This window comes from Pseudoalteromonas sp. L1, from assembly GCF_021728095.1.
Taxonomy (GTDB): domain Bacteria; phylum Pseudomonadota; class Gammaproteobacteria; order Enterobacterales; family Alteromonadaceae; genus Pseudoalteromonas.
Genome location: NZ_JAKKCT010000009.1, coordinates 68714 through 89653 on the forward strand (window position 1 = coordinate 68714; position 20940 = coordinate 89653).

The 20940-nt window shown below is 40.6% G+C and carries 16 protein-coding genes; 7 read left to right on the plus strand and 9 right to left on the minus strand.

Features of this window, described 5'->3' with window-relative positions:
- Window positions 1-6: 6 nt before the first annotated feature.
- Together L3V38_RS19395 and add are read left to right on the plus strand one after the other, a co-directional pair.
- Window positions 7-2697 carry a CHASE domain-containing protein gene (locus L3V38_RS19395; protein ID WP_237120440.1) on the plus strand — a complete coding sequence of 897 codons (2691 nt, stop codon included), beginning with the start codon at window positions 7-9 and terminating at the stop codon, window positions 2695-2697.
- Between the two features lie 111 nt (window positions 2698-2808).
- The gene (gene add / locus L3V38_RS19400) at window positions 2809-3810 is read left to right on the plus strand and encodes an adenosine deaminase (protein WP_237120442.1); all 1002 of its coding nucleotides are present in this window, start codon (window positions 2809-2811) and stop codon (window positions 3808-3810) included.
- A gap of 11 nt (window positions 3811-3821) precedes the next feature.
- Here the strand turns inward: add and L3V38_RS19405 are convergent, their stop codons facing one another.
- From L3V38_RS19405 to L3V38_RS19420, 4 genes are all read right to left on the minus strand, one after another.
- Window positions 3822-4238: a CBS domain-containing protein gene (locus tag L3V38_RS19405; RefSeq protein WP_130150340.1), complete on the minus strand. Its 417-nt coding sequence runs from the start codon at window positions 4236-4238 to the stop codon at window positions 3822-3824.
- 167 nt (window positions 4239-4405) lie between these two features.
- On the minus strand, window positions 4406-5119 hold the full coding sequence (fre, locus tag L3V38_RS19410; RefSeq protein ID WP_130150342.1) for an NAD(P)H-flavin reductase: 714 nt from the start codon (window positions 5117-5119) through the stop codon (window positions 4406-4408).
- Window positions 5120-5205: 86 nt separating this feature from the next.
- Window positions 5206-6672, minus strand: a complete 1467-nt coding sequence (ubiD, locus tag L3V38_RS19415; protein WP_237120444.1) for a 4-hydroxy-3-polyprenylbenzoate decarboxylase — start codon at window positions 6670-6672, stop codon at window positions 5206-5208.
- An 81-nt stretch (window positions 6673-6753) separates the two neighbouring features.
- The gene (locus L3V38_RS19420; RefSeq protein ID WP_237120445.1) at window positions 6754-7044 is read right to left on the minus strand and encodes an MliC family protein; all 291 of its coding nucleotides are present in this window, start codon (window positions 7042-7044) and stop codon (window positions 6754-6756) included.
- A gap of 115 nt (window positions 7045-7159) precedes the next feature.
- Between L3V38_RS19420 and L3V38_RS19425 the strand changes: the two genes are divergently transcribed.
- Window positions 7160-8065 carry a DUF808 domain-containing protein gene (locus L3V38_RS19425; protein WP_237120447.1) on the plus strand — a complete coding sequence of 302 codons (906 nt, stop codon included), beginning with the start codon at window positions 7160-7162 and terminating at the stop codon, window positions 8063-8065.
- 182 nt (window positions 8066-8247) lie between these two features.
- Here the strand turns inward: L3V38_RS19425 and L3V38_RS19430 are convergent, their stop codons facing one another.
- Window positions 8248-9198 (minus strand): tetratricopeptide repeat protein, encoded by a 951-nt coding sequence (locus tag L3V38_RS19430; protein ID WP_237120449.1) that lies wholly within the window; start codon window positions 9196-9198, stop codon window positions 8248-8250.
- Between the two features lie 193 nt (window positions 9199-9391).
- On the opposite strand from L3V38_RS19430, the gene dbpA reads away from it, so the two are divergent.
- Window positions 9392-10780 (plus strand): ATP-dependent RNA helicase DbpA, encoded by a 1389-nt coding sequence (dbpA, locus tag L3V38_RS19435; RefSeq protein WP_237120450.1) that lies wholly within the window; start codon window positions 9392-9394, stop codon window positions 10778-10780.
- A 4-nt stretch (window positions 10781-10784) separates the two neighbouring features.
- Here dbpA and L3V38_RS19440 read toward each other — a convergent pair whose 3' ends face one another.
- Window positions 10785-11366, minus strand: coding sequence for a DNA-J related domain-containing protein (locus L3V38_RS19440; protein ID WP_237120456.1), 582 nt, complete (start codon window positions 11364-11366; stop codon window positions 10785-10787).
- A gap of 156 nt (window positions 11367-11522) precedes the next feature.
- On the opposite strand from L3V38_RS19440, the gene L3V38_RS19445 reads away from it, so the two are divergent.
- Window positions 11523-14357, plus strand: a complete 2835-nt coding sequence (locus L3V38_RS19445) for a tetratricopeptide repeat protein (RefSeq protein WP_237120451.1) — start codon at window positions 11523-11525, stop codon at window positions 14355-14357.
- Here L3V38_RS19445 and L3V38_RS19450 read toward each other — a convergent pair.
- The 3 genes from L3V38_RS19450 to trxA form a co-directional block, all read right to left on the minus strand.
- Window positions 14330-15586: a methyl-accepting chemotaxis protein gene (locus L3V38_RS19450; RefSeq protein ID WP_237120452.1), complete on the minus strand. Its 1257-nt coding sequence runs from the start codon at window positions 15584-15586 to the stop codon at window positions 14330-14332. The genes L3V38_RS19445 and L3V38_RS19450 overlap by 28 nt on opposite strands.
- Window positions 15587-15767: 181 nt before the next feature.
- On the minus strand, window positions 15768-17027 hold the full coding sequence (gene rho / locus L3V38_RS19455) for a transcription termination factor Rho (protein ID WP_062569498.1): 1260 nt from the start codon (window positions 17025-17027) through the stop codon (window positions 15768-15770).
- A 180-nt stretch (window positions 17028-17207) separates the two neighbouring features.
- Window positions 17208-17534, minus strand: a complete 327-nt coding sequence (gene trxA, locus L3V38_RS19460) for a thioredoxin TrxA (RefSeq protein ID WP_054554679.1) — start codon at window positions 17532-17534, stop codon at window positions 17208-17210.
- A gap of 90 nt (window positions 17535-17624) precedes the next feature.
- On the opposite strand from trxA, the gene rhlB reads away from it, so the two are divergent.
- Window positions 17625-18902, plus strand: coding sequence for an ATP-dependent RNA helicase RhlB (gene rhlB, locus L3V38_RS19465; RefSeq protein WP_130150350.1), 1278 nt, complete (start codon window positions 17625-17627; stop codon window positions 18900-18902).
- Window positions 18903-18946: 44 nt separating this feature from the next.
- Window positions 18947-20440 carry a guanosine-5'-triphosphate,3'-diphosphate diphosphatase gene (gene gppA, locus L3V38_RS19470; RefSeq protein WP_237120453.1) on the plus strand — a complete coding sequence of 498 codons (1494 nt, stop codon included), beginning with the start codon at window positions 18947-18949 and terminating at the stop codon, window positions 20438-20440.
- The last annotated feature ends 500 nt before the right edge of the window (window positions 20441-20940 follow it).

The following is a 20940-nucleotide window of genomic DNA, read 5'->3' on the forward strand; positions in this document are numbered from 1 at the left end:
AATGGCTTGAAGAACTTGTTTACGCTGACAATAAGTATTGCGCTTGCTTACTTTCTTACAGGGTATTTAAGTAATTCGTTACTCGCTATTGATGGTTATGCGGTTGCAGCGTGGCCACCCGCAGGGATTGCCCTTGCGAGTATTTTACTACAACGCAACCGAGCCTTAGCGGGGATTATTCTTGGTGCTTTTTTAGTTAATTTGATTCACCTAGATCGTGTCTCTGATATTCTTCATTGGCAGATCATGCTCCAAGCTGTTGGCGTAACTGCAGCGTCTACCTTCCAAGCTTGGGCTGCGTACTACATTATCACCCATATCATAAAAATACCGCTTGAGTTGTCATCCCTTAAAAACAGCGTGCAAGGGCTTGTTATAGGTGGCCCTATCTGTTGTTTAATTGCTCCATTGACAGGGACAGCACTATTAATAATAAATCAGGTTATACCTAGCTACATGGCCCTGAATAACTTTATTGCTTGGTGGATAGGCGACAGCATTGGTGTGTTGATTTTCACACCACTTGTGTTGGCGGCATTTAGTTATAACCTTATGCAACAGCGGGCTCAGATTATTGTTCCTTCACTGCTTATCTATTTGACCATTTGTATTAGCTTTTATGGTGCAGCAAGTGTGAAAAAGGACAAAGATGAGCAGCGCCAACAGGCGAAGGTGAGTGCGATTAAAGCCAACCTAGAGCACAAAGTAAGTGAAATACAGTCTCACCTAGCTTTACTTGCGACATTTTTTGCCAGTAGTGATGATGTCGACTTTCAAGAGTTCAAGCGCTTTACTTCTCGACAATTACAAGACAGTAATGAAATTGCAGCCTTTGAGTGGGCCCCAAAAGTGATTCAGTCACAATTACCTGATTACGAAAAGTCACTACGCGAAGAACTGGGCCCAACATTTTATGTGAAAGAAAAGAATGTGGCGGGCGAATGGCAAGGCGTCTCTCAGCGAGCTATTTATTTCCCTGTTCAATATATTCATCCACTACAAGGAAATGAGTCAGCTCAAGGGTTTGATTTAGCCTCAAGTGAAGTGCGAAGAGAAGCGCTGACAAACTCTCGTTTAACTAAAAATATATCTGTTAGTGAACCCATTAGCTTAATGCAAGGCGATGGTAATGAACGTGGGGTGTTATTTTTTAACCCTGTTTATGCTGATTTACATCGGCAGGTCGGTTTCAAAGGGTATGTCGTGGCGGTCATTAATTTAGATGCTTTGGCACAAACGCTTAATTACAATCAAACGACTGATATTGAAGCCAGTTTTTATGATGTAAGTGATACTCAAAACCCCATTGAAATTTCAAACTCTGGGCGCATTGGGACTAAGCAAATTGCGCATTTTGATTTTCATATTAGCGAACGGGTGTGGCAAATAAAGTTATGGGAGTCAGTGGAGCAGTCATCCTGGCTAATGTATTGGTTTGCACAGATAGTAGGCATGCTATTTGTTTGGTTATTGATTATTTTTTTAATTTCAGTAACGGGCACAAATATACAAATACGCCAACAGGTTGCGAAACAAACCCAAAGCCTACGTAATGAAAAATTAAAAGCGGATAAAGCAAGCCAAATCAAAAGTGAATTTTTAGCCAATATGAGCCATGAAATTCGCACGCCTATTAACGGTATTAAAGGGCTTCACTATTTGGCATTACAAGAGCAAGACTGGCAGCAAGCGCGTAATTATATTGAGCAAGCTGATAGTGCGCTTAATGTTTTGTTACGCGTGTTGAACGATGTGCTCGATTTTTCAAAAATTGAAGCAGGTCGCTTAGACCTACATCAAGAGCCAATTAATGTCTGTAACTTGGTCAGTGAAATGAGTAATTTACTGCAATTTGAACTGAATTCGCGTTCATTGCAGTTTGTTGTCGATTACGATAATACACAGCCGCTGGTGATTCATACCGATGCCATTCGACTGAAACAAATATTACTAAATCTGCTGAATAACGCAGTTAAATTTACGCCGCAAGGAACCATTACCTTAAAAATTTGGCAGCAAAACGATACAACATATTTTAGTGTTATCGACACTGGTATAGGAATTAAAAAAGAGGTGCAAGAAACACTGTTTCAGCCATTTTCACAAGCCGATAGCTCGACCTCACGTCGCTTTGGTGGCACAGGGCTTGGATTAAGCATATGTAAAAAGCTTATCGATATGATGGGCGGTGATATAACGTTATCAAGCGCAGAAGGACAAGGGGCACAATTTACGTTTACTTTGCCTGTTGTGTCACCTTTAGAAGCTATCAAACATGCGAATGACGATTTAAATGATATTGATATCAGCGCTGTTTCATTTGCAGAACTCGCTGTTTTATTGGTTGAAGACAATCCATTAAACCAACATGTAGCGTGCGCTATTCTAGAAACCAAAGGCTGTAAGCCTGATGTCGCTAAGGATGGGTATGAAGCGATTAAGATGATCAGCGAACATAAATATGATGTTGTGCTTATGGATATTCAAATGCCTAATATGGATGGCTTGCAAGCGACTAAAGTGATTCGCCAAGAGCTGATGATGACAGAACTTCCCATTATTGGTTTGTCTGCTAATGCCCATGATGATGACTATAAAAAAGGCATTGCATGCGGCATGGATGGTTATTTAACCAAACCGATTGATGCAGAAAAACTTTTTAAAACTATTTGGCGGTTTATACAAAAACAACGCTAATAGACAGAGGCAGACATTTGGCCTCAAAAAAGTAAATAAAATCATCTAAACTTGAAATATCGTTGTGGGTACGTATGATCCGCGCAAATTTACTGAACCTGAGTGCTAATTATGATCAATAACAAACTGCCTTTGCTTGATATTCACCGTCACCTTGATGGAAATGTTCGTCCACAAACCATTTTAGAACTTGGTCGTCAGTTTAACCTTGCGCTGCCAGCAGATAATGTAGAAGCATTAATCCCACATGTCCAAGTGATAGACCCTGAACCTAATTTAGTGGCTTTTTTACAAAAATTAGATTGGGGCGTAAAGGTACTCGGTGATTATGATGCGTGTCGCCGTATTGCTATTGAAAATGTTGAAGATGCCATAGCCCAAAAACTTGATTATGTAGAGCTACGCTTTAGTCCTTACTATATGGCTCAGAGCCAAGGGTTACACCCAGAAGGCGTTGTTGAGGCTGTGGTCGATGGTATTAAAAGTGCTTGCCAAGGTGCTCCAATTAAGGTGAATCTGATTGGTATTATGTCGCGTACCTATGGCACTAAAATTTGTCAGCAAGAGCTTGATGCCTTATTAGCATTTAAAAATGACTTAGTCGCTGTTGACTTGGCAGGAGACGAAATGGGCTTCCCGGGAGAGTTGTTTGTTGATCATTTTAAGCAAGTGCATAATGCTTACTTGGCAGCGACTATTCACGCCGGTGAAGCACGTGGCAGCGAAAGTATCTGGCAAGCAATTAACGAGTTGGGTGCAACCCGTATTGGTCATGGCGTAAAAGCGATTGAGGATGCGAAGCTGATGGATTACCTACGTGACAACCGTATTGGTATTGAGTCTTGCTTAACCAGTAATATTCAAACCAGTACGGTAGCCGAACTTGCTACTCATCCACTAAAAACCTTTTTGGATCATGGTATTCTAGCGTCAATTAATACCGATGATCCCGCTGTGGAAGGTATTGAAATTGCGCATGAATATCAAATTGCTGCTCCTGCCGCTGGTTTAAGTCAAGCTGATATGGAAAAAGCACAAACAAATGCGCTTGAAATAGCATACCTAAGCGATACTGATAAAGCAGCGTTACAGCAGTTAGCTGCAAATCGATAATCGTGAGCTATTTATACTTGGTGCTCTTGGCATGAAAGGTAATTTTCATATAATGCTTTGAGCACATCCCCGCGACTGATCATACCGACCACTTTTGTTCCCTCGACAACTGGATAGTTTTTGGGTTTTCCTGTTTTCATGTTATCAGCAAGCTCAATAATATTTTGATCACTACTGACAGTAACCACATCGGTGCGCATGAGCTGTTTAACTTTTACAACACCATCGCAGAAGTAGCTATTTTGCATTAAAGGTTGCAGCAATTCTTGCTCTGAAATAAAGCCGACCAAACATTGCTTGTCATCAAAAACAGGCGCACCCAAAAGTTTAAATTTTTGTAATTCACTGATGGCCGCAGTCATTTCTGTTTCTGGTGTAATATGCGGTAACTTACGTTGCATGAAGTCTTGTACTTTAGTGTTTAGCATGTGGGTTTCTCCCCATTCGTTATTCTAAACAAAGTATGGTCAAGGAAATGCAGTTTGTGAAATCGTTTGTATGGATTTAATTGATCATTAATTGCACAAAGTAGTTTGTTGAAGAGATTAATAAAAAAGGCATTCTATATTGAATGCCTAGAGAGCTTTTTGACTATTTATTTGATGAATGCGAATGCGTCGGCATACATATTCTCACGGATTGCTCCATGATTAATAAAGTCATCACGTACAATACCAATCATGTCAAAACGACCTGCCATATAAATATCATAGGGTTCGAGTGACACGATATCTGCCATAACAGCTTTGTGAACGTAGCCAGTTTTACCTGTCCAGCTTGCTGGTGCATTTTCAACGACAGGGATATATTGAAAGTGTGGGTTACTGTTAGCCCATGCTTGCATTTCATCATGAGCATACAATGCTGCTTGTTCGCGGACACCCCAGTAAAACAATACGGTGCGTTCACAACCAATTTCTGCGAGGTGATCAGCCATTGACTTTGCGTATGAGAAGCCTGTTCCGCCAGCTAGTAAAATGATTGGACGCTCACCTTCTGCACGAAGTTGCGATACACCTAAGCCCACTTCCACGTTTACTTGCTGCTGCTCTGTATGTGCTTGGCGTAAATGCTCAAGTGCTTGCATAGCATATGAGTCTGCACCAGATGCACCAATATGTAGTTCAACCTGATCCGTTTGAGAAGGGCGGCTAGCAATTGAAAAGGCACGCTTGTCTTTTTCGCCTAATACAAGTTGCATATATTGGCCTGCCTCGAATGACACAGGCTGCTGTGGTTTCAAAATGACCTTATGTACATGGTCTGTAAGCGGGCTGATCGCAACAACGTCAGCGAGTAATGTTTGCATAGTTTACCTTTAATAAGCAGAAACGCATTTTACGGTTGTAGGTTTATACAACCGTTAATTTTTGAACAGTTTATCATAGACACAGGCTAGAGAATATCTAAGCTGTCCCATATTTCATCAACACGTTGTTTGATTTCAGGGCTCATCACAATGGGTTCACCCCACTCACGGTCTGTTTCTCCAGGCCATTTATTGGTTGCATCCATACCCATTTTTGAGCCAAGGCCAGATACTGGCGAGGCAAAATCCAAATAATCGATAGGAGTGTTTTCGATCAGTGTGGTATCACGCGCAGGATCCATACGTGTGGTGATCGCCCAAATGACATCATTCCAATCACGTGCATTTACATCATCATCGCAAACAATGACGAATTTGGTATACATAAACTGACGTAAGAAAGACCACACCCCCATCATGACTCGCTTAGCATGTCCTGGATATTGTTTCTTCATAGTGACCACGGCCATACGATAAGAGCAGCCTTCGGGTGGTAGGTAAAAATCAACAATTTCAGGAAATTGCTTCTGTAGAATCGGCACGAATACTTCGTTTAATGCTACACCTAAAACGGCAGGTTCATCAGGTGGACGACCTGTGTAAGTACTATGATAAATTGGATTTTCACGGTGTGTGATATGGGTAACCGTCATCACTGGAAATTCATCAACTTCGTTATAGTAACCAGTGTGATCGCCATAGGGGCCTTCAGGTGCCGTTTCATCCGGCATAATATAGCCTTCAAGAATAAATTCAGCTGTTGCAGGTACTTGTAAATCATTTGAGATAGATTTAACGACCTCTGTCTTACTTCCTCGTAACAGGCCGGCAAAGGCGTATTCACTCAAGGTGTCAGGCACTGGTGTAACAGCACCCAATATGGTGGCAGGATCAGCCCCAAGTGCTATTGATACAGGGTAAGGCTCACCAGGGTGCTCTTTATACCACTCTCTAAAGTCGAGTGCTCCACCACGGTGAGATAACCAGCGCATAATAATTTTATTTTTGCCAAGTAGCTGCTGGCGGTAAATACCTAAGTTTTGGCGTTTTTTATAAGGCCCTTTAGTGACAGTTAGTCCCCATGTGATTAAAGGTGCTGCATCGCCTGGCCAGCAGTGCTGAATTGGAAGCTTTGTTAAATCAACATCATCACCTTCCAGTATCACTTGTTGGCAAGGGGCTTTTTTTACTTCTTTTGCTGGCATATTTAGCACTTGCTTAAATACTGGGATTTGTCCAAGTGCTTCTTTGATACCTTTAGGAGGCTCAGGCTCTTTCAAAAAAGCGAGCAGTTTACCTACTTCACGTAGTTCACTAACATCATCTTGTCCCATGCCCATTGCAACACGCTTTGGTGTACCAAATAGATTTGCTAATACAGGGGTAGAGTGACCTTTAGGGTTTTCGAATAACAATGCAGGGCCTTCGGCACGCAAAGTACGGTCGGCAATCTCGGTCATTTCAAGGTAAGGATCGATTTCTTGCTTGATCCGTTTTAATTCACCTTTTTGTTCCAATAATTCGATAAACTCGCGAAGATCTTTGTATTTCATTATGGCTACTTAAACGCTGGATAAACTGTCGCCATTATACTCAAAACCAGTGATTAAGCGAATTTCAACAATCAGATTTTGCTAGGATTGGTTTAGTGCGCAATGATATTTTTTTCCTTTTAAAATGAGCATAGCCTCAGCACCTTTTGACCAAAAAAGAACAGTGTCATTGCTGTACTTAACGCCAGATGCACTTACTTGTCGGTTTAATACAAAGCTCTGTTCTTTGAACAACAATTCGGCTTCATCTTCGCTGATGTCAGCAATGCTCACAGTGGAGTCTTCGCTACATGTGTAATTATTTGGATCACTTTGCTTTGCACATGCGCATAAGCTAACGAGAACGAGTCCTGAGAGAAGTGGTCTTATCATTGCAACACCCCCTGTTTACTGAATGAAGTATAAGCCTAACAAAGAAAAATTAACCGTTGGTGAAAATGACTAGATAAGTTATGTTGTGAGTGTAATTAATTGGCAAGGAATTACTATGGCAGGCACTAACTTACTCACATTACTTGATGATATCACTACACTTTTAGATGATATTGCGACTATGAGTAAAGTCGCAACTAAGAAAACGGCGGGTGTGCTTGGCGATGATCTTGCACTCAATGCACAGCAAGTTACTGGTGTGACAGCTGACCGTGAATTACCCGTTGTTTGGGCTGTTGCTAAAGGCTCTTTTCTTAATAAAGCGATACTGGTACCAGCCGCGTTAATAATCAGTACATGGCTTCCTTGGCTTATTACCCCTTTGCTAATGATTGGTGGTTTATTTTTATGTTTTGAAGGGGCTGAAAAAATAGTCGAAAAGTTATTGGGTCATAAGGAGAGTTCCGAGCAGCTATCCTTAGAACATCAAGATTTAACAGAGTATGAAAAGCAGAAGGTTAAAGGAGCTATCCGTACCGACTTTATTCTTTCAGCCGAAATAATCGTCATTACGCTAGGTACTGTTGCGAGTGCCACACTTATTAACCAAGCGTTAGTGCTGAGTGTTATCGCGGTGATCATGACGATTGGTGTCTATGGCTTAGTAGCAGGTATCGTTAAGTTGGATGATGCGGGACTGTATTTGCTTCAAACTGCAGAAAATAGTGGTAGTAGGCTAAAAGAGTTACTCGGTAAATTTTTACTTGCATTGGCGCCAAAATTAATGCGTTTCTTAGCTATTGCAGGGACCATTGCGATGTTTTTAGTTGGTGGTGGTATTTTAGTACATGGCATTGCTCTGTTACATCATACTCAGCAAGCCGTTACTCATTTTGCATTGCAACATGCAGGTGCTGCAGGAGAATTTGTTGCTCCTATTTTATTTGATGGCATGCTCGGCATACTTGCAGGGCTTATAATGGTGGTGTGTCTACAAGGTTGGCATAAACTAAAAGGTTAATTGAAAAGGCCGGCGAGATAACCCCGCCGGCAAGAGTGTAGCACGGGAACGTTAGCGTGCTAGTGTGCAGGGTCTATCTTAAGTTTAATGAGCGATTTACTGATTAAACTTAAGTAATGATGTGATTATGTTATATTGTATCAATTGTGTTGTAAATACTATTTTGCGTGAATCTTTCTAGATTATTCTAAATGGGTGCAGTCGATAGATTGGCACAATTCTGCGAGTTCAATTTTTGCTTTAGGGTTGCTCTGTTGTGCTGCTTTGTTTAACCAGTAAGCAGCTTTAGCAGTATCTTGAGGGATTCCTTGTCCATCTCGGTACATCTGAGCAAGGTTGAGCTGTCCCCATGAGTATCCCGCTTCTGCTGAGAGGGTAAAGCTCTCAATCGCTTCCTTATAAAGACCATCTTTAAAGTAAGTGATCCCTTGCTGGTTATTTTTATCAAGCTTTACGCCTGTATAAAGAGGTTTAGGTTTAGGTGGATGCATCACAAAGCCACCAAATAGGCTATAAAGCTCTGGGCGTAAAATCTTATAGATGATGTTATCGCGGTAAAAGTTATGAACTTGCTGTTTTGTTAAGGTAATTGTTTTACTGGCAAAGTAATTATCTTGTACCAGCATGCTGGTTCGCATCGCAATTTCGATATCTTTATTGTATTTATAAGTGTAGTTACCTACACGAAAGGTCATCGTATTATCATCAAATTCAATTAATTGGGCGACTTTTAAGTTATTAACGCGTTTGGGATGGCCCGTAAATTGTTCCGAAAGAACAAAGTAAGTATCAAATTGCTTTGGTGTATCTAGGTAGTGTATTTCATTTTCGCTCTGGCGTTGGCTACTTAATATAAACGTCGTTAAGAGGTAGCTAATAACTAAAAGTCCTATGAAATACTTTATAAATGAAATGAGCTCTAAAACGGGCAGAGAGTACCAAGGCACATCAGTTATATGACCACAATCATCACATTGGCGCTGATAACTAATAGATAAAGGGGCAACAGGTAAAATAGTAAAACGAAGCAGCTTACTGTTATTAATCAGTGAAAAGTGTTTACTCTGACAGTGAGGGCAAGTTGTAGCCTGTTTATAGAAAACATCAGCAACAGCGGTATTAAAAAGTAACATAGCTTCTTCCTTGGTAATACCCTTAAGTTAGAACATATACAGTGAGTTATAAAGTAGCAAACTGTAACGAAATATGAACTGCAGGCATGGTGAGAGTCGTACTTATTTTTGCTTTAGAGAAAAGAGCGAATGTCTGCTATGATCACCTACATCTTCGAGGATGTCCCTCAATTATCAAGTGTGGAATTTTACTGTGACAGCAACTGCTTTTACATCATTGGCTTTACCGCAAGAGCTAGTAGAAAATTTATCGACCTTAGGTTATTCACAAATGACCCCAGTGCAAGCACAAAGCTTGCCTGTGATTTTGCAAGGAAAAGATATTATTGCGCAAGCGAAAACTGGTTCAGGTAAAACAGCTGCATTTAGCTTAGGTGTATTAGCTAAGCTGAATGTAAAGCGTTTTCGTATTCAATCATTAATCTTATGCCCTACTCGTGAATTAGCCGAACAGGTGGCCCAAGAAGTACGTAAGCTAGCGCGCAGCATTCATAATATTAAGGTATTAACTTTATGTGGGGGCGTGTCTATTGGTCCGCAAATAGGTTCACTTGAACATGGTGCTCACATAGTAGTGGGTACGCCTGGCCGTGTAGATGACCATATTCGTAAAGGGACATTGAGTTTAGATGATGTCGAGACATTGGTACTGGATGAAGCCGATCAAATGCTTGATATGGGGTTTCAGGATACGTTAGACGCGATTGTTGATTGCATTCCAGCACAGCGTCAAACACTGTTGTTTAGCGCGACCTATCCAAAGTCGATAGCAGCGATTGCTGAGCGAGTACTTAGCAACCCTGAAATGATTAAGGTTGAAGAAGAGCAAGAAAAAAGCACTATTAAGCAATATTTTTATAAGTTGGATAACAACAAGCAGCGTTTTAATACCCTAAAGCTACTGTTACTGAAGTTTCAACCAGAAAGCTGTGTGATTTTTTGTAACACCAAGGTAGAGACGCAACAGATTTGTGATGACCTTTTTGCTGAGGGCTTCAGTGCAGTTGCACTGCATGGTGACCTTGAGCAGCGAGAGCGAGAGCGTACATTAATTCGTTTTGCGAATAAGAGTGCTTCTATTTTAGTGGCGACAGACGTGGCTGCTCGTGGACTGGATATTAATGATATGGACATGGTGGTGAACTACCACCTTGCTCATGACCCACAAACTCATGTTCACCGAGTTGGTCGTACTGGGCGGGCAGGTAAAAAAGGCATTGCTTGTTCAATTTATGGGGAAGCAGAACAATTCAAGGTAGCGCAAATCGGTGACCACTATGAGCGTGACTTTGACCCTGAACCACTACCGCCGTTTAATTTACTCGAAAAGCCAGCTTATAAGCCAACGATGGCAACCATCATGATTGATGCGGGTAAAAAGCAAAAAATTCGTGCGGGTGATATCTTAGGGGCGTTAACTGGTAAAGAAGGGGTTGCAGGCCATCAAGTTGGTAAAATTAATGTGCTGGATAATGTCGCTTTTATTGCTGTTGAGCGTGTTGCTGCAAAACCTGCTTTACGAAAATTAACAGAAGGCAATATCAAAAAGCGTAAAATCCGGGCGCGTCGCCTCACTCGTTAACTGATCATAATGAGCAATATAATTTAAGTTGCTCATATTCATCTTGTATTTGTTTAAACACCGCCGCAGAGCCCTGCTTATCTGGGTGGTGTTTTAATGCAAGTTGCCGCCAACGCTTTTGTACATCCTTTAATGAATATTCAGTATTTAAATTCCACCGCTCCCGTATTTCTTGGTGTTGAAAGGGAGTGAGTTTTGCTGTTTTTACGCAAGGTTGCTGAGCAAAACGTTGCCAGAAATTATCAAGAAGAGCTTCAATTTCATCGTTAGATGTGTCGTAATTGTGCCAATCTAGGTAGTAATCTCTTAAAGGTTCCGCTTGCAGTAATGCTGTATGTGACGGTGTATTTAAAAGCTCTATATGCAGCGAAGCGATACGTAGATGGTAGTCAGGGAACAGCTGTAATTGCAGCTGATAAAGTGCATTCATGACTAGAAAATTGCGCTTAAACAAGTCTTTTTGCGGGCCATCATCGAGTGCTTTGATGTGATTAGTTTCTGATAAGGCGCTTGCTAATGTATGAACTTTCCAAATCGGCTGTCTTATAAGTAAGCAAAAAATCTCGTCAATCAGTGGGTTAACCATTGTTCGTAAGCCGATGTTTAGTGTAATCTTTAATTTATACACGCTATCACAGCAGCGTTACTAAAACCACGCTTGTGTTTTTAATCGTTGGCGCAGTTAATCAAGATTTAATTTTAGTGGCTTAATGCATACTAAGCTTTTAGGGATATATACAATATGCTTATAAAATTGCGCAGCGGCTTAATTAACTTGATGTTCTTTTGTTCCTTGTTTTTATTTACCGATATTGCGCATGCCCATCCTTCAGTATTGGAGCGTTTTAATCAATCTCAGCAATGGGATGAAAAGCTGCAGTTAGGAAAAAAACTGTTGGCTTCTTCTGTGTTAAGTTCACACAAACAGCATGATATTCATATGCAACTAGGCGATTTGGCACTCGAGCAGGGCAACTTTGCGGCTGCCGTTGAGCATTACCAGTTAGCTGAGAAAAATACGACCCTTGAATCGGATCCTGAGGGGTATTTTTTAGCAATGAAAATGCAAGGCGTCACTTATTATTACCAAGGTTTAATGCAACAAGCAGTCGCGACGTACTTACGTGCTTTGAAAGTCGCGGAAAACATGAAAGATCCTATTTCTAAAGCAAATTTGCTCAGTAATATTGGCCTTGCTTATTTTAATATGTTCAATATGCATCAAGCACTTGATTACTATAAACAAGCTAAAACGTTGTTTGAGCAATACGGTACTGCTCAAGATAAAGCTGATATTTTGCACAATATTGCAGGCATTTATATTCGTTTATCGAGTTATAGTACAGCACTTGATATGTATCGAGAGACGCTTGAGATCTATCAAGAGCTAGGTGATAAAGATGGAGTGGCACAGTCTTATGGCAATATGGGGGTCGCATATTCTGAGTTAGGGCAATATCAGTTGTCACTACATTATTATCAGCGAGCTTTACGCTATTACCAATCAACAAATAATGCCTATTACTTATCATCACGACATGGCAATATCGCCAATGTTTACTTGCGCACAGGTGATCTTGAACTTGCTATTAGTCATGCAGAGAAAGCGGTAGAGTTTGCCCAACAGATAGATAATAAGTCATTGGAGTTAGCGGGCCTATTTTCGCTTGCGAAAATAGAGTTACTGCAAGGGAAGTTAGCAAAGGCAGAGCAAACCCTTAATGCCTCCACAAAAATGGCAGAAGAATTTAAGGATGAATTACGCGTTCTTGACGGTTTGGGCATGCGTGCATTAATTAAAGCAGGGCAAGGAGATTATAAGGCGTCAGTGGCCTTGTTTGATCAATTTGTGCGCGACACAAATACTGCTAAAAATGAAAAGTTACTGAAATCCTTGGGTGAGCTACAAAGTCAAATACAAGCAAGCCAGCTAAATCAAGAGATCCTTGATTTAAAACAACAGCAAAGTGTGCAAGAGCTAGAAATGTCTAAGCAGCGACAGTTGGCTATTATGCTGTTTATTCTATTTATTATGTTGGTGGTGACAGGGGTCACTGTTTATCGACGTAGCATAGAAAAAAGAGCAAAAGAGCAGCTGTCTCTAATGGTTGCCAAGCGCACTAAAGAGTTAGAAAAAACAGCGGATCAGCTACGCAAAGCTAATGAAATAAAAAGTCAGTTTTTAGCGAATATAAGCCACGAAATACGTACCCCACTGACAGCCATTTTAGGTCAGACCGATAACTTGATGAATGGCCTTTATAAACCTGAATCCCTCAATGACGAATTGCGTGTCATTCATAAGCAAAGTGAGCACTTAAAAGAACTTATTAATGATGTGCTAGATATCAGTAAAATCGAAGCAAACAAACTGGAATTAAACCTAAAAGAAGGTGATCTCGTTAAATTATCAACGGACGTTCATGCCATGCTTAGTGGACAAGCCATAGATAAAAACCTGCAGTTCACATTCCATAACGAGTTAGGCGAGCAATTTTATAGTTATTTAGATTTTACTCGGGTTAAACAAATTTTGATCAACCTATGTGCAAATGCTATCAAGTTCACTCATCAAGGTGAGGTGAGGTTATATGTTTCTTTATCGCAACATGGAGTATGGTTTCGAGTAACTGATACAGGCATTGGTATGAATGAAGAGCAGCTAAAGTTGATCTTCGAATGTTTTAGTCAGGCAGATAATAGTATTAGCCGACGTTTTGGCGGAACGGGATTGGGACTGAGCTTATCACAGCAGCTTGCAATGATGATGGGTGGCTATATAAGCGTTGAGAGTGAAGTAAACAAAGGCAGCGAGTTTTCTTTTTACTTACCCTGTAAAGAACATATTCCAGCTATCGATAAAATAGAGCATGATGCAAGTGCTCAACAAACGCCATCAGGGCTCAGTGGAAAAGTACTCCTAGCGGAAGATCATGTTGATAACCGCAGGTTAATTCACCGTTATTTAGAGTCGATGGGATTAGAAGTCATTGCAGTAGAAAACGGTGAACAAGCCGTTGAACAGTGTCTACAAACTTTTCCTGACGTTGTTTTACTTGATATTCAAATGCCGGTGCTCGACGGGTTAAGTGCGCTTAAATTGTTACGTGATTGTGGGTTTACTCAACCTGTTTATGCGTTGACAGCGAATGCCATCAGTCATGAAGTCGAAGCCTATTTAAAAGCAGGTTTTACAGGCTATTTAGCCAAGCCAATTGACAAAAAAGTGTTTTACACTCAGCTTGCAAAACACTGTAAAAACACCCTCAATGTCATGGACGAGCAACAGGATATGAGCGACTTAGTTGCAAGTTTTATTGGTAGTTTTGACTACGAAGCCTCACAAGTTCAGTTGCACTTCTCAGAGCACGATTTATTTAACCTACAACAAGATGCGCACCGAATTGGGGGCGCAGCAAAAATGTTTGCCCTCGATGAAGTCGCCAGCAGCGCAATGGCACTCGAGTCGGCACTTAAGCATAATCAACTTATAGAGTTACCAAGCTTAGTTGCTCAATTACTTGATCTCCTGCACAGTGCATCAGAGGCTCAAAATAGCTCAATGTCACCCTCTTGAATTTGTTCGATAGCTTTATCGTGGGAGCTTTCAAATCGGGAACGATCAACTCGCTGTACTACATCTGTTGACGGGTGAGTGATTTTAAATATCGACAACTTCTCATCTAATGTATGTGCTAATTTTACTAAGTCTTGACTTGAAACGGCTTGAATCTGTGAGCTGGATAACGCATCTGAATTAAGCTCCACCATTGACTCAATACTCGCTTGCGCTTCATCAGACATCTGACTTTGTATGGCAACTTGCTCATGGATATTTTCAGATAACGCATTAATGGCAAGCATGGCTTGTTCGATTTTATTGGTTTCTTTGGTGGACTCTTCCGATAGCTTAACCGTTTGCTCGGTTTCTTTTAATGCCGTTTGCATTAGCTGATTCGCACGTTCAGTACTTTGTTGAATTTTAGACACCATTTCTTGTACTTCTTGCGTTGATTGGCTGGTACGAGCTGCTAAGTTTCGTACTTCATCAGCAACTACTGCAAAGCCTCGTCCTTGCTCACCAGCCCGGGCAGCTTCAATCGCTGCGTTTAATGCCAGCAAGTTCGTTTGTTCGGCAATACCGTTGATCACATCTATCACAGAGCCAATGGCATCACTGTCTTTTTTGAGAAGAATTATTTGCTCACTCGTCTGATTAATATTTTCTGCTAATTTTACCAAGCTTGCTTGGCTTTTATCTGCATCTACACGTGTTTGCTTTACTGAGTCTGTAGCATCGGATACTGCATGGTAAATCTGTTCTAAGCTGGCATCTAATTCTCTTGATACATCAATTGTTCTTTCTATTGTGTTTGCTAGGTCAACACCATGAGCATTTTGAATTGTCGCTTTTTGGGTCATGGAGGCATAAGTATCCCGTAAAGCATCAGCCATCGGTAATAACCGTGCTGAGGATGCATAAATCTCACTTAGCATGTGATCGACGAGAGTTAGGCTGGCATTTAGTGCATGACATGCCTTGGGAAGCTGTTCATTGCTTTCGTCAAACCTGAAGGTAAAGTTGACGCCATGTTCAGAGGTAATACTTGAGACGAAATGAGTTAAGTGATCGCGTTGCTTTTTATCATTTATGAATAAAAAACCTAGCATGATAAGCCAAGGCAAAATAATGATTGTGCTGAGTGTAATATAGGCAAGAGGGCTTAAGTTAAAAAAAGAAAAACAGGCAATACAACTAAGTAGGCTTATTACAAACAGAGTTATAGCTACTTTAAAGCGAATCATTGAAGTGTCCTTTACCTTTAATCTTATTAGGTATAGAACAGCTTTAATGTATATTCCAATTTATACTAATTAATAACAATGCCTCAAAATAACGTTCTTAATAAAATGTATTGGTATTATTAGAATGGCATATAAAAAATGCCTGTGTTTTAAACAGGCATTTTTTGAAGTCTATCCGCGTTTATTTACGCTTCATTGAGTCGAAAAACTCATCATTGGTTTTACTCATTGAGAGCTTATCAATTAAGAACTCCATCGCATCTATTTCAGACATCTCATGGACAATCTTACGTAAAATCCACATTTTCTGTAGTTCATCAGGTTTAGTTAGTAACTCTTCGCGACGTGTACCTGAGCGGTTAAAGTCAATTGCAGGGAATACACGCTTTTCAGCAATCTTACGATTTAAGTGTAGTTCCATGTTACCTGTACCTTTAAACTCTTCGTAGATAACTTCGTCCATCTTCGAACCGGTATCGATAAGCGCAGTTGCGATGATTGTTAAACTACCGCCTTCTTCTACGTTACGAGCTGCACCAAAGAAACGTTTTGGTTTGTGTAATGCATTAGCGTCAACACCACCGGTTAATACCTTACCAGACGAAGGAATCACTGTATTGTAAGCACGTGCAAGACGAGTGATTGAATCAAGTAAGATAACCACGTCTTTTTTGTGCTCTACAAGGCGTTTTGCTTTCTCGATAACCATTTCTGCAACTTGAACGTGTCGGCTTGCTGGTTCATCAAATGTAGATGCAATCACTTCACCTTTAACAAGGCGTTGCATCTCAGTTACTTCTTCTGGACGTTCGTCGATTAGAAGAACCATTAGCTCACAGTCAGGTTGGTTATAGCTGATTGATTGCGCAATATTTTGCAGCAGCATCGTTTTACCTGCCTTTGGCGGTGCAACGATAAGTGCGCGTTGGCCTTTACCAATTGGTGAGGCCAAATCAAGTACACGCGCTGTAATGTCTTCAGTACTACCATTACCACGTTCCATACGTAAACGTTCGTTTGCGTGAAGTGGAGTAAGGTTTTCAAAAAGGATTTTAGTGCGTGAGTTTTCAGGTTTGTCGAAGTTAACTTCATTAACTTTCAGGAGTGCGAAGTAACGTTCACCATCTTTTGGCGGACGAATTAAGCCTGAAATTGAGTCACCAGTACGCATGCTGAATCGGCGGATTTGACTCGGAGATACATAAATATCATCTGGGCCTGCTAAGTAAGATGCTTCTGATGATCTTAAGAAACCAAAACCATCTTGTAAGATTTCTAGTACACCGCCGCCAAAAATGTTTTCACCGCTTTTAGCGTGTGCTTTTAGAATGGCAAAAATAATGTCTTGTTTTCTTAAACGGGCTACGTTTTCGAGCCCCATGGACTCAGCTAGGTTCACAAGCTCTTTGATCGACTTGTCTTTTAATTCGCGTAAATGCATATTGGTGGGTTCTTTATTACAATTATCATACTCAAATCATCGTTTGATACATGAGTGAGGTTTGTTGGTATAACTAAGGATTAGTTGGCTTTATAAACTAGCAGGTCACTAGCTAGGCGTCCAGTCTTTAAACAAAATAAAGTTAAAAAAAGGGCAAAAAGCCCTTTTTTACAGTCAAAATTAGATGTTGTTCTCTAAAAACTCAACTAATTGAGTTTTAGAAAGTGCACCTACTTTAGTCGCTGCGACTTGACCATCTTTGAAAAGAAGTAACGTAGGGATACCACGAATACCAAATTTAGGTGGTGTACCTGCGTTTTGGTCGATATTAAGTTTACCCACTGTCACACGACCGTCAAATTCACCCGCTACTTCGTCAAGAATTGGGGCGATCATTTTACAAGGTCCGCACCATTCAGCCCAAAAATCAACAAGTACAGGTTTGTCTGATTGAAGTACGTCAGCTTCAAAGCTATCGTCAGTTAATTGAATAATTTTCTCGCTCATTGCGATCTCCGATAAGTTAGGCGAAATATTTAATGCGTATTTAAACACTCTTGTTTCTTATTGCAAGTTTAAACGTTATGCTTAAACGCTATGACTAAGACACATTTGACCGATAAAAAGTTTTCAGACTTTGCTATCGCACCGGAAGTGGTTGCCGGTTTAACCGAAAATGGGTTTGAATATTGCACTCCCATTCAAGCTAAATGCCTACCTTTTATTTGTGAAGGCCGCGATATTGCTGGCCAAGCACAAACGGGTACGGGCAAAACGTTGGCGTTTTTAACTGCCACGTGCCATCGGTTATTACAATCTAGCAAAGCATCTAGTAAACATCCAAGAGCCCTGATCATGGCCCCAACTCGGGAGCTGGCGATTCAGATACACAAAGATGCAAAAATTTTAGCGCCACACTGTAATCTTAACTTAGGGTTAGTATATGGTGGCGAAGATTACGAAAAACAACGTGCACAACTAGAAAAAGGCGTTGATATTTTAATTGGCACCACCGGACGCCTCATCGATCTTTACAAACAGGGTTGTTATACCCTGAACGAAATTGAAGTTGTAGTACTTGATGAAGCCGATCGCATGTTCGATTTAGGTTTTATTAAAGACATTCGTTATATGTTTAGACGTATGCCAGAAACAGCTGAACGCTTGAACTTATTGTTTTCAGCAACCTTGTCTTATCGCGTACAAGAGTTGGCATTCGAACATATGACAAACCCTGAGCACGTACAAGTTGAGCCAGACGTTAAAACAGGCAAACGTATTCAAGAAGAGCTATTTCATCCATCACAAGATGACAAAATTAAGTTGCTGTTAACGTTAATTGAAGAAGAATGGCCAGACAAAGCAATTGTGTTTGCAAATACAAAACACAGTTGTGAAAATGTTTATGCTTGGATGAAAGCGGATGGTCATCGAGTTGGGTTATTAACCGGTGACGTGAACCAGAAAAAGCGTCAATCAATTTTGGCTCAATTTACCAAAGGCGATTTAGACTTTTTAGTGGCAACAGATGTAGCTGCCCGTGGTTTACATATCCCAGAAGTAAGCCATGTATTTAATTTTGATTTACCAGATGATTGTGAAGATTATGTACATCGCATAGGGCGTACAGGCCGCGCTGGTGCATCAGGCCACGCGATTAGTTTTGCCTGTGAGCAGTATGCATATAACCTTCATGAGATTGAACAGTATATAGAGCACAGCATTCCATTATCACATTATGATAAAAGTGCATTGCTTGATGATTTAACTAAGCCTACTATTCAGAAAAAGCGGAACTATTCTACAGGCCCCCGTAATCGTAATAACAACGGACGTCGCCCAAACAATAGTTACCAAAAATCACGGTCGTCATAAACGGCCGTTTTTAAGACTTAGTAGTAACTAGAGGTTTTTGAACGGTGGGGCAACTTCAACCGCAAAAAAATGTGTATGCAGTTATTGATTTAGGCTCTAACAGTTTTCATATGTTAATTGCTAAATCAATTGCTGGCGGTCTGCAAACGATCGGTCGAGTCAAACGTAAGGTGAGGCTAGCTGCTGGGCTTGATGAAAACAACGTGCTTAGCAAAGAAGCCATGCAACGAGGTTGGGAATGCCTAGCCTTGTTTGCTGAACGTTTACAAGACATACCAAAAGATAATATCACCATCGTTGCAACCGCAACCTTACGCCTTGCTACCAATGCCGATGTATTCAAGCAAAAAGCTGAACAGATCCTTGGTCATAAAATCAATGTCATCAGCGGTGAGCTAGAAGCTAAGACAATTTATAAAGGTGTGGCACATACATCAGCTTGCAATGGCAAACAGCTTGTTATCGATATTGGTGGGGCAAGTACTGAAGTCGTCATTGGTAAAGGTTTTGAGGCATTACACTATAAAAGTCTGAATATGGGATGCGTGACTTTTCTTGAGCGTTACTTCAAAGATCAAAAGCTCAATGAAAAGAATTTCAATGCGGCTATAAAAGCAGCACATGATGTTGTTAAAGATATTGTTGCAGAGTATAAAAAATCTGGCTGGCAAATCGCCAGCGGTGCATCTGGTACAGTGCAAGCAATTCAAGAAATCATGGTTGCACAAAATCAAGATGAACTCTTAACGCTTGATAAGCTTTTAGCTATCAAAGAGCAAGCAATCCAATATGACACAATTGCTGATCTTGAGCTCCCTGGCTTAATAGAAGAGAGGCGCTTAGTATTCGTTTCAGGACTAGCCATTTTAATTGCTTTATTCGAGTCGTTAAATATAAAGCAAATGGGTCTTGCTCGTGGTGCATTACGTGAAGGTGTTTTATATAGCATGGTGCCTGAGCTACATAACCATGACATTCGCAAGCGTACAGTTGATGGCTTAATGAATCGTTACCATGTAGATCAAAAGCAGGCTTGTCGTGTCGCACAACTTGCTGAACAATTGGCAAAAAGTGTGAAAGGGCAATGGCAATCAATTGATAGCAATGCAATCGCGTTATTAAAGACAGTGGCAAAATTGCATGAGATTGGTTTGCTAATCGAGTATAAACAATATCATAAACATACCGCCTATATACTAGAGAACACAGATATGCCTGGTTTTTCACAATCGGAGCATAAGCTGATCACTGCCGTTGCGAATGAACATCGCTCAGATCTGATCAAACACAGTTTTGATCATTTAGGGTGTCATAAACAACTAGCGGAATGTTTGACTAAAATAGTGAGGGTCGCAGTGATCTTATCTATGCGTCGACAAGATGATGTACTGCCGCTGCTTGATTTGAGTGCAAATGAAAATACTCTGACGCTGACATTTGATGGCGATTGGTTAAAATATCACCCATTAATGGCCAGTGAGCTGCAACTAGAGTCCAAGCTGCAAGCAAAAGTAGGTTGGAAGCTTATAGTAAAATAACGATAAAAGGCCCATTAGGGCCTTTTTTAGTGCTATTTTTACGCGTTTCGTTTGTATTTTGCGCGAACAGTCATTTTTTTCATAAAAACTTCAAAAAACAGTTGATCTCAATTCGGATCTCCCTATAATGCGACCCCACTGAGACGGCAGACAGCAACGTTTAGCGAGGCAAGAGCAACTCAGGGTGTCAAGTAAAACTGAGTTTTGAAACGTTTCTTAAAAAAGTAACTTTTCTCAAAATTAAGTATTGACAAAAATAACGGCTTGCGTAGAATGCACAGCCCTTGAGACGCGAAAGTCTCATAAACGTTCTTTAAAAATATAAAGCAATCATCTGTGTGGGCACTCGTACAGATTGAGTTCTAACAGCGACGCTTAGTTTATACTGAGTAACGCAAACAAATTTAGAGTCTCAATTGAACTGAGTGACCAACGGCAATAAATTTATTTATTGCAGCACAGTCAATTCGATATCGAAAGATATCAAAATTCAGAATTCA